Origin of the sequence: Castellaniella sp., assembly GCF_049650445.1 — a bacterium.
Classification (GTDB): domain Bacteria; phylum Pseudomonadota; class Gammaproteobacteria; order Burkholderiales; family Burkholderiaceae_B; genus Castellaniella.
Genome location: NZ_JBASAD010000032.1, coordinates 1 through 18,372 on the forward strand (window position 1 = coordinate 1; position 18,372 = coordinate 18,372).

General features: G+C 64.4%; 15 protein-coding genes. 2 read left to right on the forward strand and 13 right to left on the reverse strand.

Translation table 11 applies throughout. The features are described from left to right. Positions 1-1,841: ATP-dependent zinc metalloprotease FtsH (ftsH, locus tag WA983_RS10270; RefSeq protein ID WP_424312000.1), on the reverse strand; the 1,841-nt coding region annotated here is incomplete at its 3' end. Positions 1,842-1,955: 114 nt separating this feature from the next. Further along, positions 1,956-2,639, reverse strand: a complete 684-nt coding sequence (locus WA983_RS10275) for an RlmE family RNA methyltransferase (protein WP_424250356.1) — start codon at positions 2,637-2,639, stop codon at positions 1,956-1,958. A 17-nt stretch (positions 2,640-2,656) separates the two neighbouring features. Between WA983_RS10275 and WA983_RS10280 the strand changes: the two genes are divergently transcribed. Next, on the forward strand, positions 2,657-3,277 hold the full coding sequence (locus WA983_RS10280) for a YhbY family RNA-binding protein (protein WP_424312001.1): 621 nt from the start codon (positions 2,657-2,659) through the stop codon (positions 3,275-3,277). Between the two features lie 73 nt (positions 3,278-3,350). Here the strand turns inward: WA983_RS10280 and greA are convergent, their stop codons facing one another. Further along, entirely contained in the window at positions 3,351-3,827 is a 477-nt protein-coding gene (gene greA / locus WA983_RS10285; protein ID WP_424249404.1) for a transcription elongation factor GreA, read from the reverse strand. Between the two features lie 447 nt (positions 3,828-4,274). Between greA and WA983_RS10290 the strand changes: the two genes are divergently transcribed. Then, on the forward strand, positions 4,275-7,151 hold the full coding sequence (locus tag WA983_RS10290) for an HD domain-containing phosphohydrolase (RefSeq protein ID WP_424249406.1): 2,877 nt from the start codon (positions 4,275-4,277) through the stop codon (positions 7,149-7,151). A gap of 60 nt (positions 7,152-7,211) precedes the next feature. Here WA983_RS10290 and WA983_RS10295 read toward each other — a convergent pair whose 3' ends face one another. From WA983_RS10295 to WA983_RS10340, 10 genes are all read right to left on the reverse strand, one after another. Next, complete coding sequence (locus WA983_RS10295) at positions 7,212-7,862, reverse strand: hypothetical protein (RefSeq protein ID WP_424249408.1); 651 nt, start codon at positions 7,860-7,862, stop codon at positions 7,212-7,214. Positions 7,863-8,027: 165 nt separating this feature from the next. Next, positions 8,028-9,350: a solute carrier family 23 protein gene (locus WA983_RS10300; protein ID WP_424249410.1), complete on the reverse strand. Its 1,323-nt coding sequence runs from the start codon at positions 9,348-9,350 to the stop codon at positions 8,028-8,030. A 155-nt stretch (positions 9,351-9,505) separates the two neighbouring features. Then, on the reverse strand, positions 9,506-12,025 hold the full coding sequence (locus WA983_RS10305) for a hypothetical protein (protein WP_424249412.1): 2,520 nt from the start codon (positions 12,023-12,025) through the stop codon (positions 9,506-9,508). Positions 12,026-12,048: 23 nt separating this feature from the next. After that, complete coding sequence (locus tag WA983_RS10310; protein ID WP_424249414.1) at positions 12,049-12,474, reverse strand: CesT family type III secretion system chaperone; 426 nt, start codon at positions 12,472-12,474, stop codon at positions 12,049-12,051. A 47-nt stretch (positions 12,475-12,521) separates the two neighbouring features. Next, positions 12,522-12,929, reverse strand: coding sequence for a CesT family type III secretion system chaperone (locus tag WA983_RS10315; protein WP_424312002.1), 408 nt, complete (start codon positions 12,927-12,929; stop codon positions 12,522-12,524). Positions 12,930-12,945: 16 nt separating this feature from the next. Continuing rightward, entirely contained in the window at positions 12,946-13,371 is a 426-nt protein-coding gene (locus WA983_RS10320; protein WP_424249417.1) for a type III secretion system chaperone, read from the reverse strand. Between the two features lie 250 nt (positions 13,372-13,621). After that, positions 13,622-14,485 (reverse strand): sugar phosphate isomerase/epimerase family protein, encoded by an 864-nt coding sequence (locus WA983_RS10325; protein ID WP_424249418.1) that lies wholly within the window; start codon positions 14,483-14,485, stop codon positions 13,622-13,624. Positions 14,486-14,495: 10 nt separating this feature from the next. Further along, entirely contained in the window at positions 14,496-15,686 is a 1,191-nt protein-coding gene (locus WA983_RS10330; RefSeq protein ID WP_424249419.1) for a dihydrodipicolinate synthase family protein, read from the reverse strand. Positions 15,687-15,696: 10 nt separating this feature from the next. Beyond that, positions 15,697-16,866, reverse strand: coding sequence for a Gfo/Idh/MocA family protein (locus WA983_RS10335; protein ID WP_424249421.1), 1,170 nt, complete (start codon positions 16,864-16,866; stop codon positions 15,697-15,699). 26 nt (positions 16,867-16,892) lie between these two features. Continuing rightward, positions 16,893-18,320 carry an enolase C-terminal domain-like protein gene (locus WA983_RS10340; protein WP_424312003.1) on the reverse strand — a complete coding sequence of 476 codons (1,428 nt, stop codon included), beginning with the start codon at positions 18,318-18,320 and terminating at the stop codon, positions 16,893-16,895. Positions 18,321-18,372 lie beyond the last annotated feature (52 nt).

Here is an 18,372-nt window from a genome sequence, read left to right on the forward strand (position 1 = left end):
GCCTGCGGCGCATCGCCCCCCGAGGCCGGCGGCTGCGGCGCGCGCGGCGGGCGGCCGGACATGATGTCTTCGATCTGTTCGGCGTCGATGGTTTCCCATTCGAGCAGGGCCTTGGCCATGACGTGCATCTTGTCCTGGTTGGACTCGATCAGGTTGCGCGCCACGCGGTACTGCTCGTCGATGATGCTGCGGATCTCGGAATCGACCTTTTGCATGGTGGCCTCGGACACGTGCGTGGTCTTGGTCACGCTGCGACCCAGGAAGACCTCGCCCTCGTTTTCGGCATATACCACGGGGCCCAGGGAATCGGTCATGCCGTAGCGCGTGACGATGTCGCGGGCGATGGCGGTGGCGCGCTCGAAGTCGTTGGAGGCGCCCGTCGTCATCTGGCCCATGAAGACTTCTTCGGCGATACGGCCGCCGAACAGCACCGCGATGGTATTCAGCAGACGTTCCTTGTCCATGCTGTAGCGATCACCCTCGGGCAACTGCATCGTCACCCCCAGCGCGCGGCCGCGCGGGATGATGGTGACCTTGTGTACCGGATCGGTCTTGGGCAGCAAGCGCGCCACCAGGGCGTGGCCGGACTCATGATAGGCCGTGTTGCGGCGTTCTTCTTCGGGCATGATCATGGAGCGGCGTTCCGCGCCCATGATGATCTTGTCCTTGGCCTTTTCCAGGTCGGACATGTCCACCGTACGGCCGTTGCGGCGCGCGGCGAACAGCGCGGCCTCGTTGATCAGATTGGCCAGGTCGGCGCCGGAAAAGCCCGGCGTGCCGCGCGCCAGCACACTGGCGTCGACGTTCTGGGCGATGGGCACCTTGCGCATGTGGACTTTCAGGATCTGCTCGCGGCCGCGGATGTCAGGCAGCGACACGACCACCTGGCGGTCGAAGCGGCCCGGGCGCAGCAGCGCCGGGTCCAGCACGTCGGGCCGGTTGGTGGCGGCGATCACCAGCACGCCCTGGCCGGTCTCGAAACCGTCCATTTCGACCAGCAACTGGTTCAGGGTCTGTTCGCGTTCGTCGTTGCCCCCGCCCAGGCCGGCGCCGCGCTGGCGGCCCACGGCGTCGATTTCATCGATGAAGATGATGCAGGGGGACTGTTTTTTGGCGTTCTCGAACATGTCGCGCACACGGGCTGCGCCCACGCCGACGAACATTTCGACGAAATCCGAACCGGAAATGCTGAAGAACGGAACCTTGGCTTCGCCGGCGATGGCCTTGGCCAGCAGCGTTTTACCCGTACCCGGAGAGCCGACCATCAGCACGCCGCGCGGGATGCGGCCGCCCAAGCGCTGGAATTTGGTGGGGTCACGCAGGAAATCGACCAATTCCTGGACGTCTTCCTTGGCCTCGTCGCAACCGGCGACGTCTGCGAACGTGATGTTGTTGGTATTTTCATCCATCATGCGCGCACGCGACTTGCCGAAGCTGAACGCCCCGCCCTTGCCGCCGCCCTGCATCTGGCGCATGAAGAAAATCCACACCCCGATCAGCAGCAGCATCGGGAACCAGGAAATGAACAGGCTGGCCAGGAAAGAAGGCTCTTCGCGGGCCTTGCCGGAAACCTGGACACCGTTCTTGACCAGTTCGGGCACCATCCACAGGTCGCCGGGCGAGGTCAGGCTGTAGGAACGACCGGATTCCGGGGACACGTAGATCGTGTCGCCCTGAATGTCGACCTTGTTGATTCGGCCGGCACGCGCGTCGTTCATGAATTGCGTGTAACTGACCGCATCCCCGCTCGTAGCCGTGTGTCCGTCGAACTGCTTGAACACCGTGAAGAGCACGAGCGCGATCACCAGCCAGACCGCAACCTTGGAAAACGAGTTGTTCAAAGCCAACCTCCTGGGTATATACCGCTGCCCGCCCGTCGCCCGCGCGCCGCATCCGGCGACGCGCAATTACAACAAGCTGACAGATACGTCAATGCTTCATTCTACCTGAATCCGCTAGGCGGACGCAGCGTCCACGTCATCGGCCAGCGCCCGTCCCGGAGCAGGGCTTTTCAACACGCGGCCAACCAGGAAGGTCTCGGAGGACTCGTCCCGGGACGCCTTGGGCTTGCGCTCGACCACCCGGACGAAATGCTGCTTGAACATCTGCACGATCTGCGAAAACCCGCTGCCGTGGAAGGCCTTGACTACCAAGGCGCCCTCCGGCTTCAGGTGACTGCAGGCGAATTCCAGCGCCAATTCGCAGACGTGGGCAATGCGGGCGGAATCCGCCGAGGCCACACCTGACAGATTGGGGGCCATGTCGGAAATTACAAGATCCACCGCCTGCCCGCCCAGACGTTCGTGCAATTGCGCCAGGATGGCGTCCTCTCGGAAGTCGCCCTGGATGAATTCCACCCCGGCGATGGGTTCCATGGGCAGCAGGTCCAGCGCCAGCACACGGCCGTCGATCTCGCCGCCCGCCGCCAGCAGGCGTTCGCGCACGATCTGCGACCAACTGCCGGGCGTCGAGCCCAGGTCCACGACCACGTCGCCGCGACGCAGCAGTTTTTCCGTATCCAGAATCTCGGTCAGCTTGAAGGCGGCGCGCGCACGATAACCCTTCTGTTGCGCCATTTTGACGTAAGGGTCGTGAATATGCCGCTGAACCCAGGCTTTAGAGAATTTTTTCTTGGCCATTCTCGTACAATTCCAATATGCCGAAACTCGAACTGACCTCTCAAGAGCGCAGCGCTCTACGCGCCGCTGCTCATCCCCTGCATCCCGTCGTCCTGATCGGCGACCGCGGCCTGACTGCCGCCGTGCTGGAAGAAATCGACCGCACTCTGGCGGCCCATGAACTGATCAAGATCCGTGTCGCCGGCGCCGAGCGCGACGAACGCGACGCGATGCTGGCGGAAATCTGCGAAACGCTGTCCTGCGCCGCAGTGCATCATCTCGGCAAAACGCTGATTATCTATCGGCCCGATCTGCTTGCGCAACAGGCCGCGCAGGCGGCTGAAAACGCCACCCGGGCCGTGCGCCGGAAATCCGAACCCTACGTGCCTAAAAAACAGGCGGCACAACCGCGTGCCGCCCGCCCCGCCCCGCAACGCGCCTCCGGCCCCAGGCAGGACGGATCGGCCGAACGGTCCGCACCGGATGCGGGCCGCAAAACGCGTCCGGCCGACGACCGGAGCACCGCCAAAGGGACGAAACCGGCACGAAGCAACCGTGCCGATGCAGGCCACGGCATCCCGCGTCGCAACAGCGGCGGCGGCAACGGCAGTGCGCTGTCGCTGCGCGCCGGAGCCCGGCGCGGCGGCCGCAGCCGCTAATCCGCCACGTGGCATCCAGCCGGCACACGCGCCGTAAAACCGACTCGTGGCGATCCGGCTGAATGCAAGTCCGTTACTCGTAGCTGACGGAACAGACTTCGTATTCGCGCACACCGGCCGGCGCACGCACTTCGACCACGTCGCCTTCGCTGCGGCCGATCAGGGCGCGCGCCACGGGGCTGGACACCGAGATCATGTTGGCGCGGATGTCGGCTTCCAGATCACCGACGATCTGATAGGTCAGGCGTTCGCCCGATTCCAGGTCCTCGATCTCGACGATCGCGCCGAACACGGCCTGACCGGCCACGTCCAGGTCCGCCGGATTGATGATCTGGGCGTTGGACAGCGTGCCTTCCAGTTCCTGGATGCGGCCCTCGATGAAGCCCTGGCGCTCGCGCGCAGCATCGTATTCGGCGTTTTCGGACAAATCACCCTGGGCCCGCGCCTCGGCGATGGCGTTAATGACTTCGGGGCGCTCGACCGTCTTCAGACGGTGCAATTCAGCCTGTAAGCGCTCTGCCCCGCGAGCTGTCAAAGGGATCGCAGACATAGTTCCTGACTCTAAAAGTAAAAGACGCCCCATGCGCGGGGCGCCCGACAACGAAAGAAAGAGGGGCGAAATGTGGTGGTTCCGGCCCGCTGAGGGCTGCCTGGCCATGCGCGCCCATGTGGGGGCTGATGAGGGACCGACGTAGCATGGCGCCACCGACATCCCGACCAGGTGGCCTGCCGGCTCGCCCGTGAAAAACCCCGGCCGAAACCGGGGTGCTTGAGGATATTGTGGGCAATCCGGAGGGAAAAAGCAAGCCCCGGTGCCTCGATGCAGAGTCAAGGTAAAATCGCCGTTTCTCTCTTGCTCGCAACCGGCGTGGCTCAGGCGCCGTCTCAAAGCCGGACCACTATACAATCCAAGCCTGAACATTCAATATACACACAGCCCGCCGGGGCTTCTTTCCCGGCCGCCGGAGCGGAAATGCGAGACGACACGAACAGCCCCATGCCGCATCCCCCCCGTTCGGCACGCGCCTGGCCCATCCGTCATATCATCGCCGGTATCACGGTCATCGCCATGACGCTCGTGGCCGTTGTGCTGATCTCGCTGAGCTGGTTCGGATCCAAGCGGGCCTTTCTCGACATGGCGCAGGTGATCGCGCTCAATGCCAGCCAACTGACCGCCGAGCGGTCCCGCCGGATGATTGCGCCGGGCGAAGCCATGCTGAACGTCCTCGCCTCCAATCCTTTCATCCGCAAGGTGCGGGAAAACGAGGAATGGATGCTGCGCACCACGCTGGCGCCTACGCTGGCGGCCAACCCGTTGATATCCAGCCTCTACGTGGGCTACCGGAACGGAGACTTTCTCTCACTGCGGCCTCTGCAGGACGAGAAAACCCGGCACTATTTCCAGGCGCCGCCCCGCGCCGATTACCTCATCAACATGCTCACGCGCCTCGAAGACGGCTCCACGCGCAATCACCTGTTTTTCTACGATGCACAGCATGAACTGCTGACGCAAAGAGACCAGTCCGAGAACGCATTCGATCCACGCACACGTCCCTGGTATACCCAGTCGATGACAAACGACGAAATCGTGACCTCGGGGCCCTACGCTTTCTTTACGAACCACCAGGCCGGGATCACCTTGTCCCGGTCAGCCCGCTCGGGACAAGCGGTCGTGGGCGTGGACATCACCCTGACGGATCTGGGCAAAGGCCTTGCCAGCCTGCGCATGACGCCCAGCGCCGAATTGGCCTTGGCGACTCCGGACGGCACCATCATCGCCTACAGCGGCGCGACGCCGCCAGCGTCGATCCAGCCCGATGGACAGCCCAGGCTGTCGTCACTGGATGACCTGGGCGCGGCAGCGTTGTCCCGCCTGTGGAAAACGGCCCCGTCCTCGACCGACTCCGTCCTCCTGTATGAAGAGGACGGTCGGGAATGGCTGGGAGCCGCATTTCCGTTCGACGGCATCCAGGGGCTTGATCTGCAACTGCTGGTCACTGCGCCCGCAGATGAACTACTCGGCGATCTGGCACGCAATCGGATGCACATGGTCCTCATATCGTCCGTTCTGATCCTGCTTCTTCTGCCGCTTGGATGGAGCACCGGAAGCTCCGTGGGCCACGCGCTGGAACGCCTGACGGACCGTGCGCGAAGAATGTCATTGTTCGACTTCAGCCGACCCGGATCCGGGTCGACGCGCCTGCGCGAGGTCGGCGAACTCAACCAGGTCATGAACCATGTCGGCGGCACGGTCCAGGCCTTCCTGGAAATCAGCCAGACGCTGGGCTCCGAACCGCGCATTGAAGCCATGCTTGCCCAAGTGCTGGAAAAGCTCGTCAAGGCCACACGCTGCCTGGACGGCGCCGTCTACCTGTCGGAGGACGGGCGGGAATCCCTGCTGCTGGCCGCTACGTTCAACGTCGGGAAAGAAGCACCAGAATGCGGCGCTTGGCCGGAACACTGGCCACCGCCGGATGTGGACATGAACGATGACGGTCCACATGAGCGGATCACGTTCGAATTACGCAGCCGCCGGGGCCACCTGGAAGGACTGCTCGTGCTGACCCATGCGCGGGATCCGGACCACACCTCGCCCGAGTTCCTGTCGTTTACGAACCAGTTGACCGGCATGCTGGCCATGTCCATCGAGGCGCGCCAGTTCATGCAGGCCCAGAAGGAGCTGCTGGACGCGATCATTCGCGTCCTGGCCGACGCCATCGATGCCAAGAGCCCCTACACCGGCGGCCATTGCGAACGCGTCCCCCAACTGGCCATCATGCTGGCCGATCAGATCGCGGCGGAAACCAGCGGGCCGTACGCCGACTTCACTCTGAACGAAGATGAGCGCTACGAATTCCGTCTCGCCGCCTGGCTGCACGATTGCGGCAAGGTCACCAGCCCCGAGCACATCATCGACAAGGCCACCAAGCTGGAGGTCATCCACAACCGGATCCATGAAATCCGCATGCGTTTCGAAGTCCTGTGGCGCGATGCCGAGATCAACCGCCTGCAGGCCAGGCTCGCGGGCGAGGATGAGGATCGCGCCGCCGCCACCCTGAATGCGCGGCACGCGCAATTGCAGGACGACTTCCGGTTCGTCGCCCAATGCAACATCGGCGGAGAATTCCTCTCCGACGAGGCGATCGCGCGCCTGCACCAGATCGCGGAAACGACCTGGATGCGCCATTTTGACGACAGCATCGGCCTGTCTTCGGCCGAGCTCGCCAAACTGGCGATCAGCCGCCCGCACCCGCCCGAGCTGCCCGCCGCCGAATCGTTACTGGCCGACAAACCCGAGCACATCGTGCCGTGGGATGAAGCGCGCAAGCCCGCAGTGGAGCGCGATGACCCGCGCAACACGCTGGGGTTCGACATGAAACTGCCGGCATGCCGGCAAAATGCGGGGGAATTGCACAATCTGACCATCCGCCGCGGCACGCTGACGGAAGAGGACCGCTTTGCGATCAACGATCACATGGTCCAAACCCTGACCATGCTGACCCAACTGCCCTGGCCACGCCACCTGGAACGGGTGCCCGACATCGCGGCCAACCACCACGAAAGAATGGACGGCGCCGGCTATCCGCGCCGTATTCCCGGAGAAAAGCTGCAGCTCACCGAACGCATCATGGCCCTGGTCGACGTCTTCGAGGCGCTGACAGCCGCCGACCGCCCCTACAAGCCATCCAAGACCCTGTCCGAGTCCCTGCGCATCATGGCGTTCATGTGCAGGGATGGGCATCTCGACCCCCAACTGTACTTGTACTTCCTGCGCAGCCCCGTCTGGCTGGCCTACGCACGCGACTTCATGAAGACAGCGCAGATCGACGCCGTGGATGCCGAAGCACTGGCGCGCATTGCCGAGGGCAAATGAAAACGGCCCGGAGGGCCGCGTCCTGCGCGGCGCCCTCCGGGCCGTGGACGATCAAACGCCTCAGGCGTAGGTCTTGAAGGTGTTCGTCCCGGGCTTGAGCAAATCCAGGAACGCATCGGTCGGGCTGGTGTCGCTGCGCGCGGCCAGGATGGCGTCGACGTCCACCTTGCCGGGCTCCTGCGCCTTGTAGGCGCTGACCATCGCATCCGTGATGTCTTCCGGGTACAGCGTCGACACCTCCTTGATCGCATTCCAGACGTCGAGCTTGTCGCCAAAGCCATTGTTCTTCAGGCCCAGGTCGCCGCCGCCGGTCTTGAAGGCCGAATAGGCGATCTCCTCGGGATTCTTGGTCTTGCTCAGGCCCTCGTAGGATGCGTTGCTGCTGCTGTACATCACCATGTTGCGCAGCCAGATCGCTGCGCGCCCCAGGTACGAAGTCTGCTCCTGGTGTTCTTCCTTGATCTTGCTGCGCACCTCGTAGGCCTCGCGCGCCAGAGCCTCTCCGAAACACTGTTCCTGATCATGGAATTCCTGGAATTTCGTCTTGAACTCCTGGTAGGCTTCGCTGATTTTCACGTTGTAGCTTTCCCGGACTTCCTGATCGCCGCGCGGCTGCTTGGCGCCTTCGGCCACAGGCGCGTTCTTGGACCCCTGGGCGGACTCCTGGGCGCCCCAGGAAAGATAGGAACTCACGGTACTGATGGCACTCATCTCTGATTTCTCTCAAATTTAGTTCGGGCCCGGGCCGAAGGATTTCCGGCCTTGCTCAAAGGCCCCTGCACTCTTAAGTAACCATTGAAAACAAGGAGTTCCACGCTTCAAGCATAAATCCGGATCGTTTCCCAGACCCGCCCCTGGCCGGGCGGGCAAGGAAGGTCACGCCAGCCGCTGGCGGCGCCCACGCAACAACGCGTGCAGAAGGATGGCGCCGAAAGTCGCGGTACCGATGCCGTCGAGCTTGAAGCTGCCGAAGTCGATGGAAAAATTGCCCGCGCCCAGGATCAACGTGACGGCGGCGACAATCAGATTGCGGTTGTCGCTGAAATCGACTTGATTGACCACCCAGATACGAGCGCCTGCAATGGTGATCAGGCCAAACACCACCACTGACATGCCGCCCAGGACAGGCCCGGGAATGGCCTGGATGACCGCGCCGAATTTAGGCGAGAAACCCAGCACCAGGGCGACCAGAGCCGCCACCACGAACACCAGCGTGGAATAGATTTTCGTCGCGGTCATCACACCGATGTTTTCCGCGTAGGTCGTGACTCCCGTGCCGCCCACGGCGCCGGATATCATCGTCGCCACGCCGTCGCCCATGAAGGCACGGCCCAGATAGCGGTCCAGGTTCTGGCCCGTCATGGCGCTGACCGCCTTGATATGGCCCAGGTTCTCGGCCACCAGAATGACGGCCACCGGCGCAATCACGCTGATGGCGTGGGCTTCGAATACAGGCGCCGTCAGCGTGGGGAGCCCCAACCAGGGCGCGGCGGCAATGGCGGCGAAATCGATCGCCTTGCCCAACCCCAAGCCGTTGGCCAGGATCACGTAGAGCACACAGGCGGCCAGCAGACCCACCAGGATCAGCAGGCGCTGCACCAGGCCGCGTGTGTACACGGCCACGCCGCCGACGCACAGGACCGTCATGAGCGCCATGGAGGACTCGAACAGCGAGCCGCCCATCGCACCCTTGGCCGCGATCGGCGCCAAATTCAGACCGATCACGGCCACGACGGCGCCGGTGACCACGGGCGGCATCCAACGGTCGATCCAGTCGGCTCCGCCCTCCTGGCGGGCATTGAGCAGCATGGTCAACAGACCGATTCCGGTATAGATCAGACCGCAGACGACGATGGCGCCCAGCGCCACACCCATGTTCAGATTCGGCCCGCTGCCCGAATAGCCGCTGACGGCGATCACGCCGCCGATGAAGGCAAAACTGGAACCCAGGTAGCTGGGCACCCGGCCGCCGACGAACAGAAAGAAGATCAGCGTGCCCACCCCCGACATCAGGATGGCCATATTGGGGTCGAAGCCCATGATGAGCGGCGCCAGGATGGTGGAGCCGAACATGGCCACCACGTGCTGCGCGCCCATGGCCACCGTCTGGGGCCAGGCCATAGTCTCGTCGGGCTGGACCACGGCGCCGTCGGCGGTGCCGGACACGCGGCGCCACTGCGGAAAGTAGGAAGTCGTCATAAGGGGATTACGGCCGGAGGGGCCGTCCGGAAGAGGTGAGTGGATGGAGAAGTCCGCCGCAAGTGTACGGCGGCCCCTCGCGCGGCTGCAAGGCCGGCACCCCCATCAAAGAGAAGGGGGGTGCGGCAGCCGCCCCCCCTTTCCGGCGCTGCCGTTCAGACCCGCTGGCTGACGACCCGCAACTGGTCGTCGTTCTGCAGCAGTTGATAGCTGTCGTTATCCCGCTGAAGCAGCACCTGCTCCTTGGCCAGGCGGCTCAGAAGCTGTTCGCGCCGTTCCTGCAGGCTCTCCAGTGGCCAGCGGCCGTAGTCTTCCCCGGGAACGCCCAGCAGTTCGTTCGAACCCTTGTAGCGCCGCATCAAACTCTCGTCGTCCAGGCTATCCACCGTCGCCGACTGCGAGCCGGATCGGTATGCATCGCGGTAGGCGGTATCCATCAGCGCCAACTGCTTGCTCATGGAATGCTCGGGCATATCGGACACGGAAGATACCAGTTCGTCCCTGTCGAGGTGCTCAAAGCGCAGCTTCAGAACATCCCTGCCCTCGTCCACACCGATCTCGAACACGACGCGATTGGCGCCGCCGGGCAACTGGCCCGAAGAATCGTTGATCCACATCCGGCCGGCATGCTCGGTCGCCTCGCGCCACTGGGATCCCGCGCCGACCGGACTCATGAACAAAGGAGTCATGGCTTGCGGCGCCCCCACCAGGAACTGATAGAGGCGTCGATCCGGATCGTGCAGCACCAGGCTGCCGGAATCGTCCACCTTGACGCCGAGCGTATTTTCCTTGCCTACATCCCGTGCCAGCACGTCGAGGTAGTGGCACATCGCCCGCACGGTCGGCTGACCGCTGTTGACGACGAATCGGTTGCCGCCCTTATCGGGGACGATCAGCGTGCCGAAGGAGCCCCCGGAGCCATCCCGCACATGGCGCACGACATTCTCGCCCAGGCACAGCACTGGCCGCATCGAATCACCCTTGTGTGCGATCTGCCGAACCCGCTGTGACACCTCCTTCGGCTCGGTAGGCCGTTCCTGCGGAAGCTCCAGCATGCGCAGGGCTGCCTTTTGCACCAGATCTCTACTCATGATGCTGTCCTGGGACTGCTGCTGCAGCAACTGCAGTCCCTTCGCGTACGTGCTTTCATACGCGCGGTTTTCATCACGATCCATCTTCTGGATCATGCTCAGACCCGTCAGGCCCAAGGCATCGCCCAGGAACCGGCCCGCACGCGACAGTCCCTCTACGACCGGCGCAAAAAAGGAAGAAAACGCCTGCTTGACACGCGCAATGCCGGACAAGGTCTCGCTGCGCGTCACCCCATCCCCGACGACTGCGGGCAGGCGCGGCTGGTTTTCCACTGATTCGACTGAGCCCGACTCCTTGCGCCCCACGAGCCGCCGATCCACGACTTCCAGTTCGAGTTCGAGCCGTTCAATCGTTTCCAGGCGGCCTTGGGACATCATCCCCAGCTTTTCGGACAATTCCTGCCGGTGCTGCTCCTTCAAGATCAGTTCCTGAGCCGTACCGAGCAACTGATTGATTTCCGCCAGACTTTTCTCGATCATATTGACCGTCGTCCGATCCGTCACGTTGCCAGGCAAATCCCGCAATGCGCTGAGCGCCACATAAGATCCGCCCAGGATCGACACCAGACTTCCCGAGATGCCGCCACCGGTCAGCGAGGACACGGTGGAGCCTCCGTATGCGATACCCGCCCCCGCCGCGCACCAGCCCAGCGTCTTGACTGCCTCGCTAAAGGACGCCTTCGTCGTTTCGCCCCAGCGCCAAGCATGATCCTGGAACCCCAGAGAGGACACATCCGGCTTGATCTTGGACGGATCCGGATTCTGGTCCATGATGCTCTTGCCCGTGACCTTCTGGACCTGCTCGTCGAGTTTCTGCAAGCATTTCGCCGTATCGATCTGCAGCTTCTCGATCTGACTGATGTTCTTTTCGCTCACGCTGCGGGTGTCCTGCGGCACTGACTCGGGCGTGGAACTGCCGCCCCTCAGCCAGTTCCACGCGGAATAGGCGACACCCAGGGTTTTCTGCATGAACCCCTGATTCATCGGCGCGATCTGCTCCTTGGGCGCATGTTCTTCGACCTGGTCGGGCTCTTTCTTCCCGACACGGAACCCCTCGTGCAGCAAGGCATGGTCCTTGTCCATCCGCAGGTTGTCCTGCCTGGAAATGGGAGCCGGCTCCAGGAATACAGGATCCTCCTCGGTCCCGTCCAGCACGTCGTACCAGACGTCTCCGTTCTCATCCATTTCGCCGATATCGATATACCGCGGCTTCTCCGACGAGGGTTCGATCTCGTCCTCCTCGATCACCGGATTCTCGTCGACGACATCGATCTCGTCCTCGCCGACAACCGACTCTTCGTCGTCATACAGGCCGGGATTCATCTGCTTCGCGAACTCGTTGGCGGCGCCGAGCAGGTTCGTGCCCACGCTCCACAGCGTGGCGAAGACCCCCCTGGATTCCTGCCCGCCGTTGAGCACCTCCTGGCGGACGGTGCCGTCCGAGACCTCGATATCGTGTCCTTCCATTTCACCGCGCCCCGACTGGATCCCCGTCTGTTGCGACAGGCCCTTGTCGTGAACCAGCGGTTCGCCGTGCTGCACGCGTCCCTGCACGTGCCCGACGCCATTCTGCACACCACCCATGGCAATCTCCCTCAAGCTTTCACTCAGGCCGCCAGGGGCGGCAGCATGGCGGGCACCCGGCCCTGGACGATCTCGCGCCAGACCTGGGCGGTTTCGGAGAACGCCTCCAGCAGGCCGGACAGCGTCTGGGCCGAGCATAAAGCGAGGGGAATCCTGCCGCACAGCAAGGCTTCGCCGGAAGATTCATGCAAACCAATCGTGTTGCCCCCCGTGCCGCTCCACAAAGCATTGGCCTGCAGCATGAGGCGGTAGACCGCCTCGAGGCCCGCAGCGGCCGTCGGCTGTCCCAGGCGAGCGAAGAACACCACTTCTCCGGCATCTCCGCCTTCGTTCATCAAACCGATGGTCACATCGCCCACCACGACTTCCTCAGTCGACAGCAGTGCCTCGGCCGGGGTCAGGCCCACGAATTGCGCGTAGCGCTCCAGCAGTTCGGTGTAGTTCGACATGTAGTTCTCCAATTCAATTCATTCAGTGAGGTGAAAAGACGCCGGTGCTAGGCTTGCAGGTTCAGTTGCCGCCGCCAGGCCAGCGCGAGGCCTGCAAGATGGCGCATCGTCCTGGCCAGCGCCTGCGCCCCGGCCCCGGCGCCGAGCCGTTGGGCCAGCACCACCTTTCCCGTGTTTTGTTGCATGCCGAAAGTCGCGCCTTCAGTGCCCAAACCGAACGCATTGGCGCGAAGCAATTCTCGACGCACGTGGCTGGCACCGTCTTCCGGCACCGTCCCGACCGGGCAGAACACCTGGATCACGGGCTCAGCCTCCGTCTCTGATTCCAGGGCCAGACCGACCGGCACGCCGTCGATCGTCAATTCGCCCGAGCGCAGCAATGCCGCTGCGTCCACGCCGACATGCACAGCCAGATCCTTCACGGCGTTTTCGTAGATTTCCTTTTCCAAAGACATCTTCATGACTTCCTGTTCAGTTAAGGACGGGCACGGCGCCGTCGACCCGTTGGTCCAGCCAGATGCGCCAACGACGCGCGTCCTCGACCAGAGCGCGCAGGGTGTTCTCAAGCACTTGTGGCGACACCTCATCCGTTCGCAAGGACCTGCTGAGCACGATCGCATCGTCATCGCCATACAGGCCCAGCGTATTACCCCGGGTTCCCGCCCAGAGATTGTTGGCCTGCATGAGCAAACGGTGGACCTCCTCCGCCTGTGCGGCCGGAGCCGGGCCGACATCGACACACGCCATGATCCAGTCTTCGCCCTCGGCCGTCCGCAATCGGGTCAGCCCGGTCGCACAACCCGCGACGATGAATTCCCGCAACCCGGGCCCTGCGGCGGTGTCGAGCGCCAGGAAGCGCTCCAGTTCATCCGCCAGGTGTTCGTTCCGATCCATCATTTCTCCGCTCCTATGGGGCAGCTCTCGTCAGGCCACACCGACCTGCTGTTCTTTGAGTAACAGCAACACGCGGCGAGTTCCGCTCCCAAGGCTCCATGGCCGTTTCCAGCGCGCCGGTCCGAACGCTTCGTGACGCTGGTCAGCGGCCTGGACGGCGACGACGAAGCGCTGCCGATCCGCACCCTGGCCCGCGTGCCGGGAGCCACGGTCAAGGCCGAGGTCAACAGCCCGCCGCCGCGCCCTCTGAGCACTACACCACTGAACTGTGCCGCTGAATGCAGGTATCCAGCACGTCGCCCCCGGGACGGCTCCACCAGTCCTCGGAAAAGATCTCGACTTCGCACAGGCCGGCATAGCCGGCCGCTTCCATTTCGCGGCGAATGGTCTTCAACTCTACGACCCCATCGCCCATCATGCCGCGATCGTTCAGCAGATCGCGCGTCGGCGCCAGCCAGTCGCACACATGATAGGCCAGCAGGCGATCCGCGCCCGCCCGGTGGATCTGCTGATGCAGCTTCGGGTCCCACCAGACGTGATAGACGTCCACGGCCACACCCAGCATGCCGGTACGCCCCGGGTCCAGTTCATCGCACAGATCCAGGGCCTGCTCGATCGTATTGATGCAGGCGCGCTCGGCGGCCTGCATGGGGTGCAGCGGCTCGATCGCCAGCGGCATCCCCACCGTGCGCGCATACTCCAGTGTGGCCGCGATGCCGTCGCGCACCTCGTTGCGCGCCCGCGCGATGTCGGTATAGGCCGGCGCCCCCTGCAGGGCACCCGGCAAAGACCCCACCACCAGGACCAGGCAAGGCGCATCCAGCGTCCTGGCTTCGTCCACGGCGCGGCGGTTGTCTTCCAGCGCCGCCGCCAGACCCGCGGCGTCGGCCGCAGGGAAAAACCCGCCCCGGCAATAGCCCGACAGGCCGATACCGGTGTCCCGCAACTGTCGGGCGATGACATCCAGCCCCACCGCCGCCACCTGATCGCGCCAGGGTGCGATCGCCCGAATGCCGCGCCGGGCGCATTCGTCGATGATCGTGTCCAGCCGCCACTGCTTGCGCACCGTGGCGGTGTTCAGGGACAAGAGTTCATGGTCCTTGGACAGGTCCCGCATGCCGCGCTCCTCAGGATTGATGAATGCCGTGCACCGCCAGCCACTGGCCCATGCGTGCGACGGCCAGATCCGGTTGTTCGAGCACGCCGGCCTGATCGGCCAGACGGAACAGTTCAGCCATGTGCTGCACGGAACGCGTGCTCTGCTGCCCGCCCACCATCGAGAAATGGCTCTGATGGCCATTGAGCCAGGCCATGAAGACCACCCCCGTCTTGTAGAACCGGGTCGGTGCCGCGAAAATATGGCGCGACAGCGGCACGGTCGGCGCGAGAATTTGATGGAAACGCGCGGTGTCGCCCTGACCCAGGGCAGCCAGTGCGGCGCTGGCGGCAGGCGCAATGGCATCGAAAATGCCCAGCAGCGCGTCGCTCTGACCATGCGTGGGCAACTCGCCCACACCGTCGCCTGCGATCAGTTCGGCATAGTTGAAATCGTCACCGGTGTACATGCGCACACCCGCCGGCAGGCGACGGCGCATCTCGATCTCGCGGTCCTTGTCCAGCAGGGAAATCTTGATGCCGTCCACCTTGTCGGCATGGGCGGCAATGACCTCCAGGGCGGTATCCATGGCGCGCGAGATGTCCTCGGTGCCCCAATAGCCGCGCAGTTGCGGGTCGAACATATCGCCCAGCCAGTGCAGGATCACCGGTTCGCGCACCTGTTCCAGGATGCGGCCGTAGACCCGGGCGTAATCGTCCGGACCGCGCGCCACGCGCACCAGAGCGCGGCTGGCCATCATGATCAGCGTGCCGCCCAGGGCCTCGATGGCCCCGACCTGTTCCTCGTAGGCAGCGATCACGTCGTCCACCGTGCGCGCCGCTTCCGGCGCGAGGTGATCCGTCCCGCAGCCCGAGGCCACCCGGGCACCCGGCACGTCGCGCGCCGCATCCAGCGAACGCCGGATCAGTTCGAGCGAGGTCGCCCAATCCAGCCCCATGCCGCGCTGCGCCGTGTCCATGGCCTCGGCCACGCCCAGGCCCAGGGACCACAGGTGACGGCGATAGCCGATCGTGGCATCCCAGTCGATGGCGGACTCGACCCAGGGGTCCACGACGGCCAGCGGATCGGCCACCACGTGGGCCGCCGAATAGGCGATACGATTGAACACCGCTCCGCCGGCTGGCCGGGGCACGGGCACGCCACGCAGGGCGTAGGATTCGAGCCCACCGGCTTGTGTGGGCAACAGAATACGGCCGCTCATCGAAATCTCCTCAGTTCTTCGGGAACAGCGCCGGCACGTCGACCCAGCGGCGCTCTTGCCAGCTTTGCAGCGCGGTCTCGACCAGTTGCACGCCCTTGGCGCCCTCTTCCAGGGTCCAGCGGAAGGGCTCGTCGGCGGCGACGTGGCGGATGAAGTGTTCCCACTGGATCTTGAAACCGTTGTCGTAGGTCTCGGTATCGGGCACCGTCTGCCACTGCTCCATGAAGGGCATCTTCTGCTTTTCGTCCGGATTCCAGACCGGACGCGGCGTGCCGACGCGCGGCTGGACCACGCATTCGGTCAGGCCGGCCACGGCCGACCCGTGCGTACCGTCCACGTGGAAGGTCACCAGATCGTCGCGGCGCACGCGCGTGGTCCACGAGCTGTTGACCTGCGCGATGACCGGCTCGCCGTTGTGCCCCTTCAGTTCAAAAGTGGCGTAGGCGGCGTCGTCGGCGGTGGCTTCGTAGGTTTTGCCCTGCTCGTCCAGGCGCTCGGGGATGTGCGTGGCGCCCAGGCAGGACACGGACTGGACCTCGCCGAACAGATTGTCCAGCACGTAACGCCAGTGGCAGACCATGTCGAGGATCATGCCGCCGCCGTCTTCCTTGCGATAGTTCCAGGACGGACGCTGGATGGGCTGCAGATCGCCTTCGAACACCCAGTAGCCGAACTCGATGCGCACCGAGAGCATGCGGCCGAAAAAGCCCGAACGGCGCAGCATGTCCAGCTTGCGCAGGCCCGGCAGGAACAGCTTGTCCTGCACCACGCCGTGCTTGATCCCGGCGTCCTTCGCCAGACGGCAGACCCGCAGGGCCTCGTCCAGGCCGGTGGCAATGGGCTTTTCGCAGTAGATGTGCTTGCCGGCGGCGATCGCGCGCGCCAGCAGGTCCGGACGCATCTGCGTGGTGCCGGCGTCGAAGAACACGGTGTCCTCCGGGTTGGCGAGGGCGGCGTCCAGATCGTCGGTGCAGCGCTCGATCCCGTGCGCCTGGGCCAGGGCCTTGATCTTGTCCAGATTGCGGCCCACCAGGATCGGATCGGGCATCACCCGGTCACCGTTGGCCAGGGCGACCCCGCCCTGGCGACGGATCGCCACGATGGAGCGGATCAGGTGCTGGTTCATGCCCATGCGTCCCGTGACGCCGTGCATGATGATTCCAAGACGTTGCGTGCTCATGGAAAAGTCCTCTCGTTCAATTTCGTTCAATAAACGGAACGCATCGCGTCCCAGGAAACGTGACCGTCGGCCACACCGGTCGCAAAACCGGTGCAGTCGAGGCCGCTCAGATCGATCCAACCGGCGTCAATGCGGAGCCGGACGGCGCCGTCGGAATGTTCGTAAAGCGTCGGGAAACCTTGCAGGAACCCCTGTTGTTCGGCCTGCGGCGCGGCGGCCAGGCCGTTGACGTAGTGATGTCCGTTGCGTTCCACGTGGGTCAGGCCCAGCCAGCCGGCCAGGGCCAGATCCTGCTGGACGCCCAGGCCCGCCTGCATCGTGAGATCCTCGCCCGACAGGAAATAGGTCCGCCCGGTCTCGCGCGACCAGGCTGCGCAACGCGCGGCGTTGAGCACGGATTTGTAGAAGCCCTTGCAGCTCTTGCTGGACACGCCGGTGTAGCCCACCGCCCGCGCGCGGGGGAAGGCGTCGAGCGTGGCGTCCGATTCATCCACCAGCAGCGGCACGCGCGGGCTGAGCGCCGAGACATCCGCTTCCAGCGCCTGCGTGCGCGCCAGCGGCTGCTCGATGAACGCCAGACGGTCCACCAGCGGCGCCAGCGCGGGTTCCCGCTCCAGGCGATCCAGGAATTCCGCCAGATGCGCCGCGTCGCGGTACTGCTCATTGCCGTCGAACGTCACCAGATCCATGACGTCCTGGATCACCGGGACGATCTCGGCCAGGCGGCTCACGTCGCCCGCCGCATCGCCCCCGAGCTTGATCTTGAAGTGACGATGGCCGTAACGGGCCACGGCCTGCGCCAGGCTGACGGGCAGGCCGTCATCCGGCGAACCGGGCCGGGGCTCGGCCAGCGCATCGGCCAGGCCGACCGTATGCCGCGCCGCAATCCGGTGGCCGGCCAGGGACATGGGATGCGCAGCCAGGAAGGCATCCAGATCGAAATCCAGCAGGTCGTCGGCCAGGCCGGTACCTGCCAGGCGCATGCCTGCGACGTTCGTCGACAAGGCTGGGGCAAATCCCATCTCCAGGATACGGCAGACGGCGTCGAACACGGCCCGGTCCACCAGGGCGGGACCGTAGGACGCCACCAGGGGCGGCAGGCCGCGCTGCGCCGCCGCTTCATGGATGGCCCTGTAGTGACGGGCAGAATGCCCCCAGGCGGTGCCGGGCCCGGCATCCGAGCCATAGGCTTCGCGGGTCAGGGTCAGGGCCTCGCGCAATTGTGCGAAGTTCTGTTCCTGCGTCAGTTCGGGGCGCTTGTCGAACCATTTGGGGATCATCATCTCGGCCGCGCAGCCCGTCGCCGTCCGGCCGTCTTCCAGGCGGATGCGCGTGCGGACGTAGGCCTGGGGACAGGCGTTCACGGTGGCGCTGCCGAACCTGAAGGGCAGCCGCAGGGTGACATCGCGCTCGGCAAAGCGGATGTCCTCGATCACAAAACGAATGGCGTGCATGTCTCGCGTCCTCGCCCTCGGGCGGGATTAGTGTGAACAGGCCCTCGTGCAA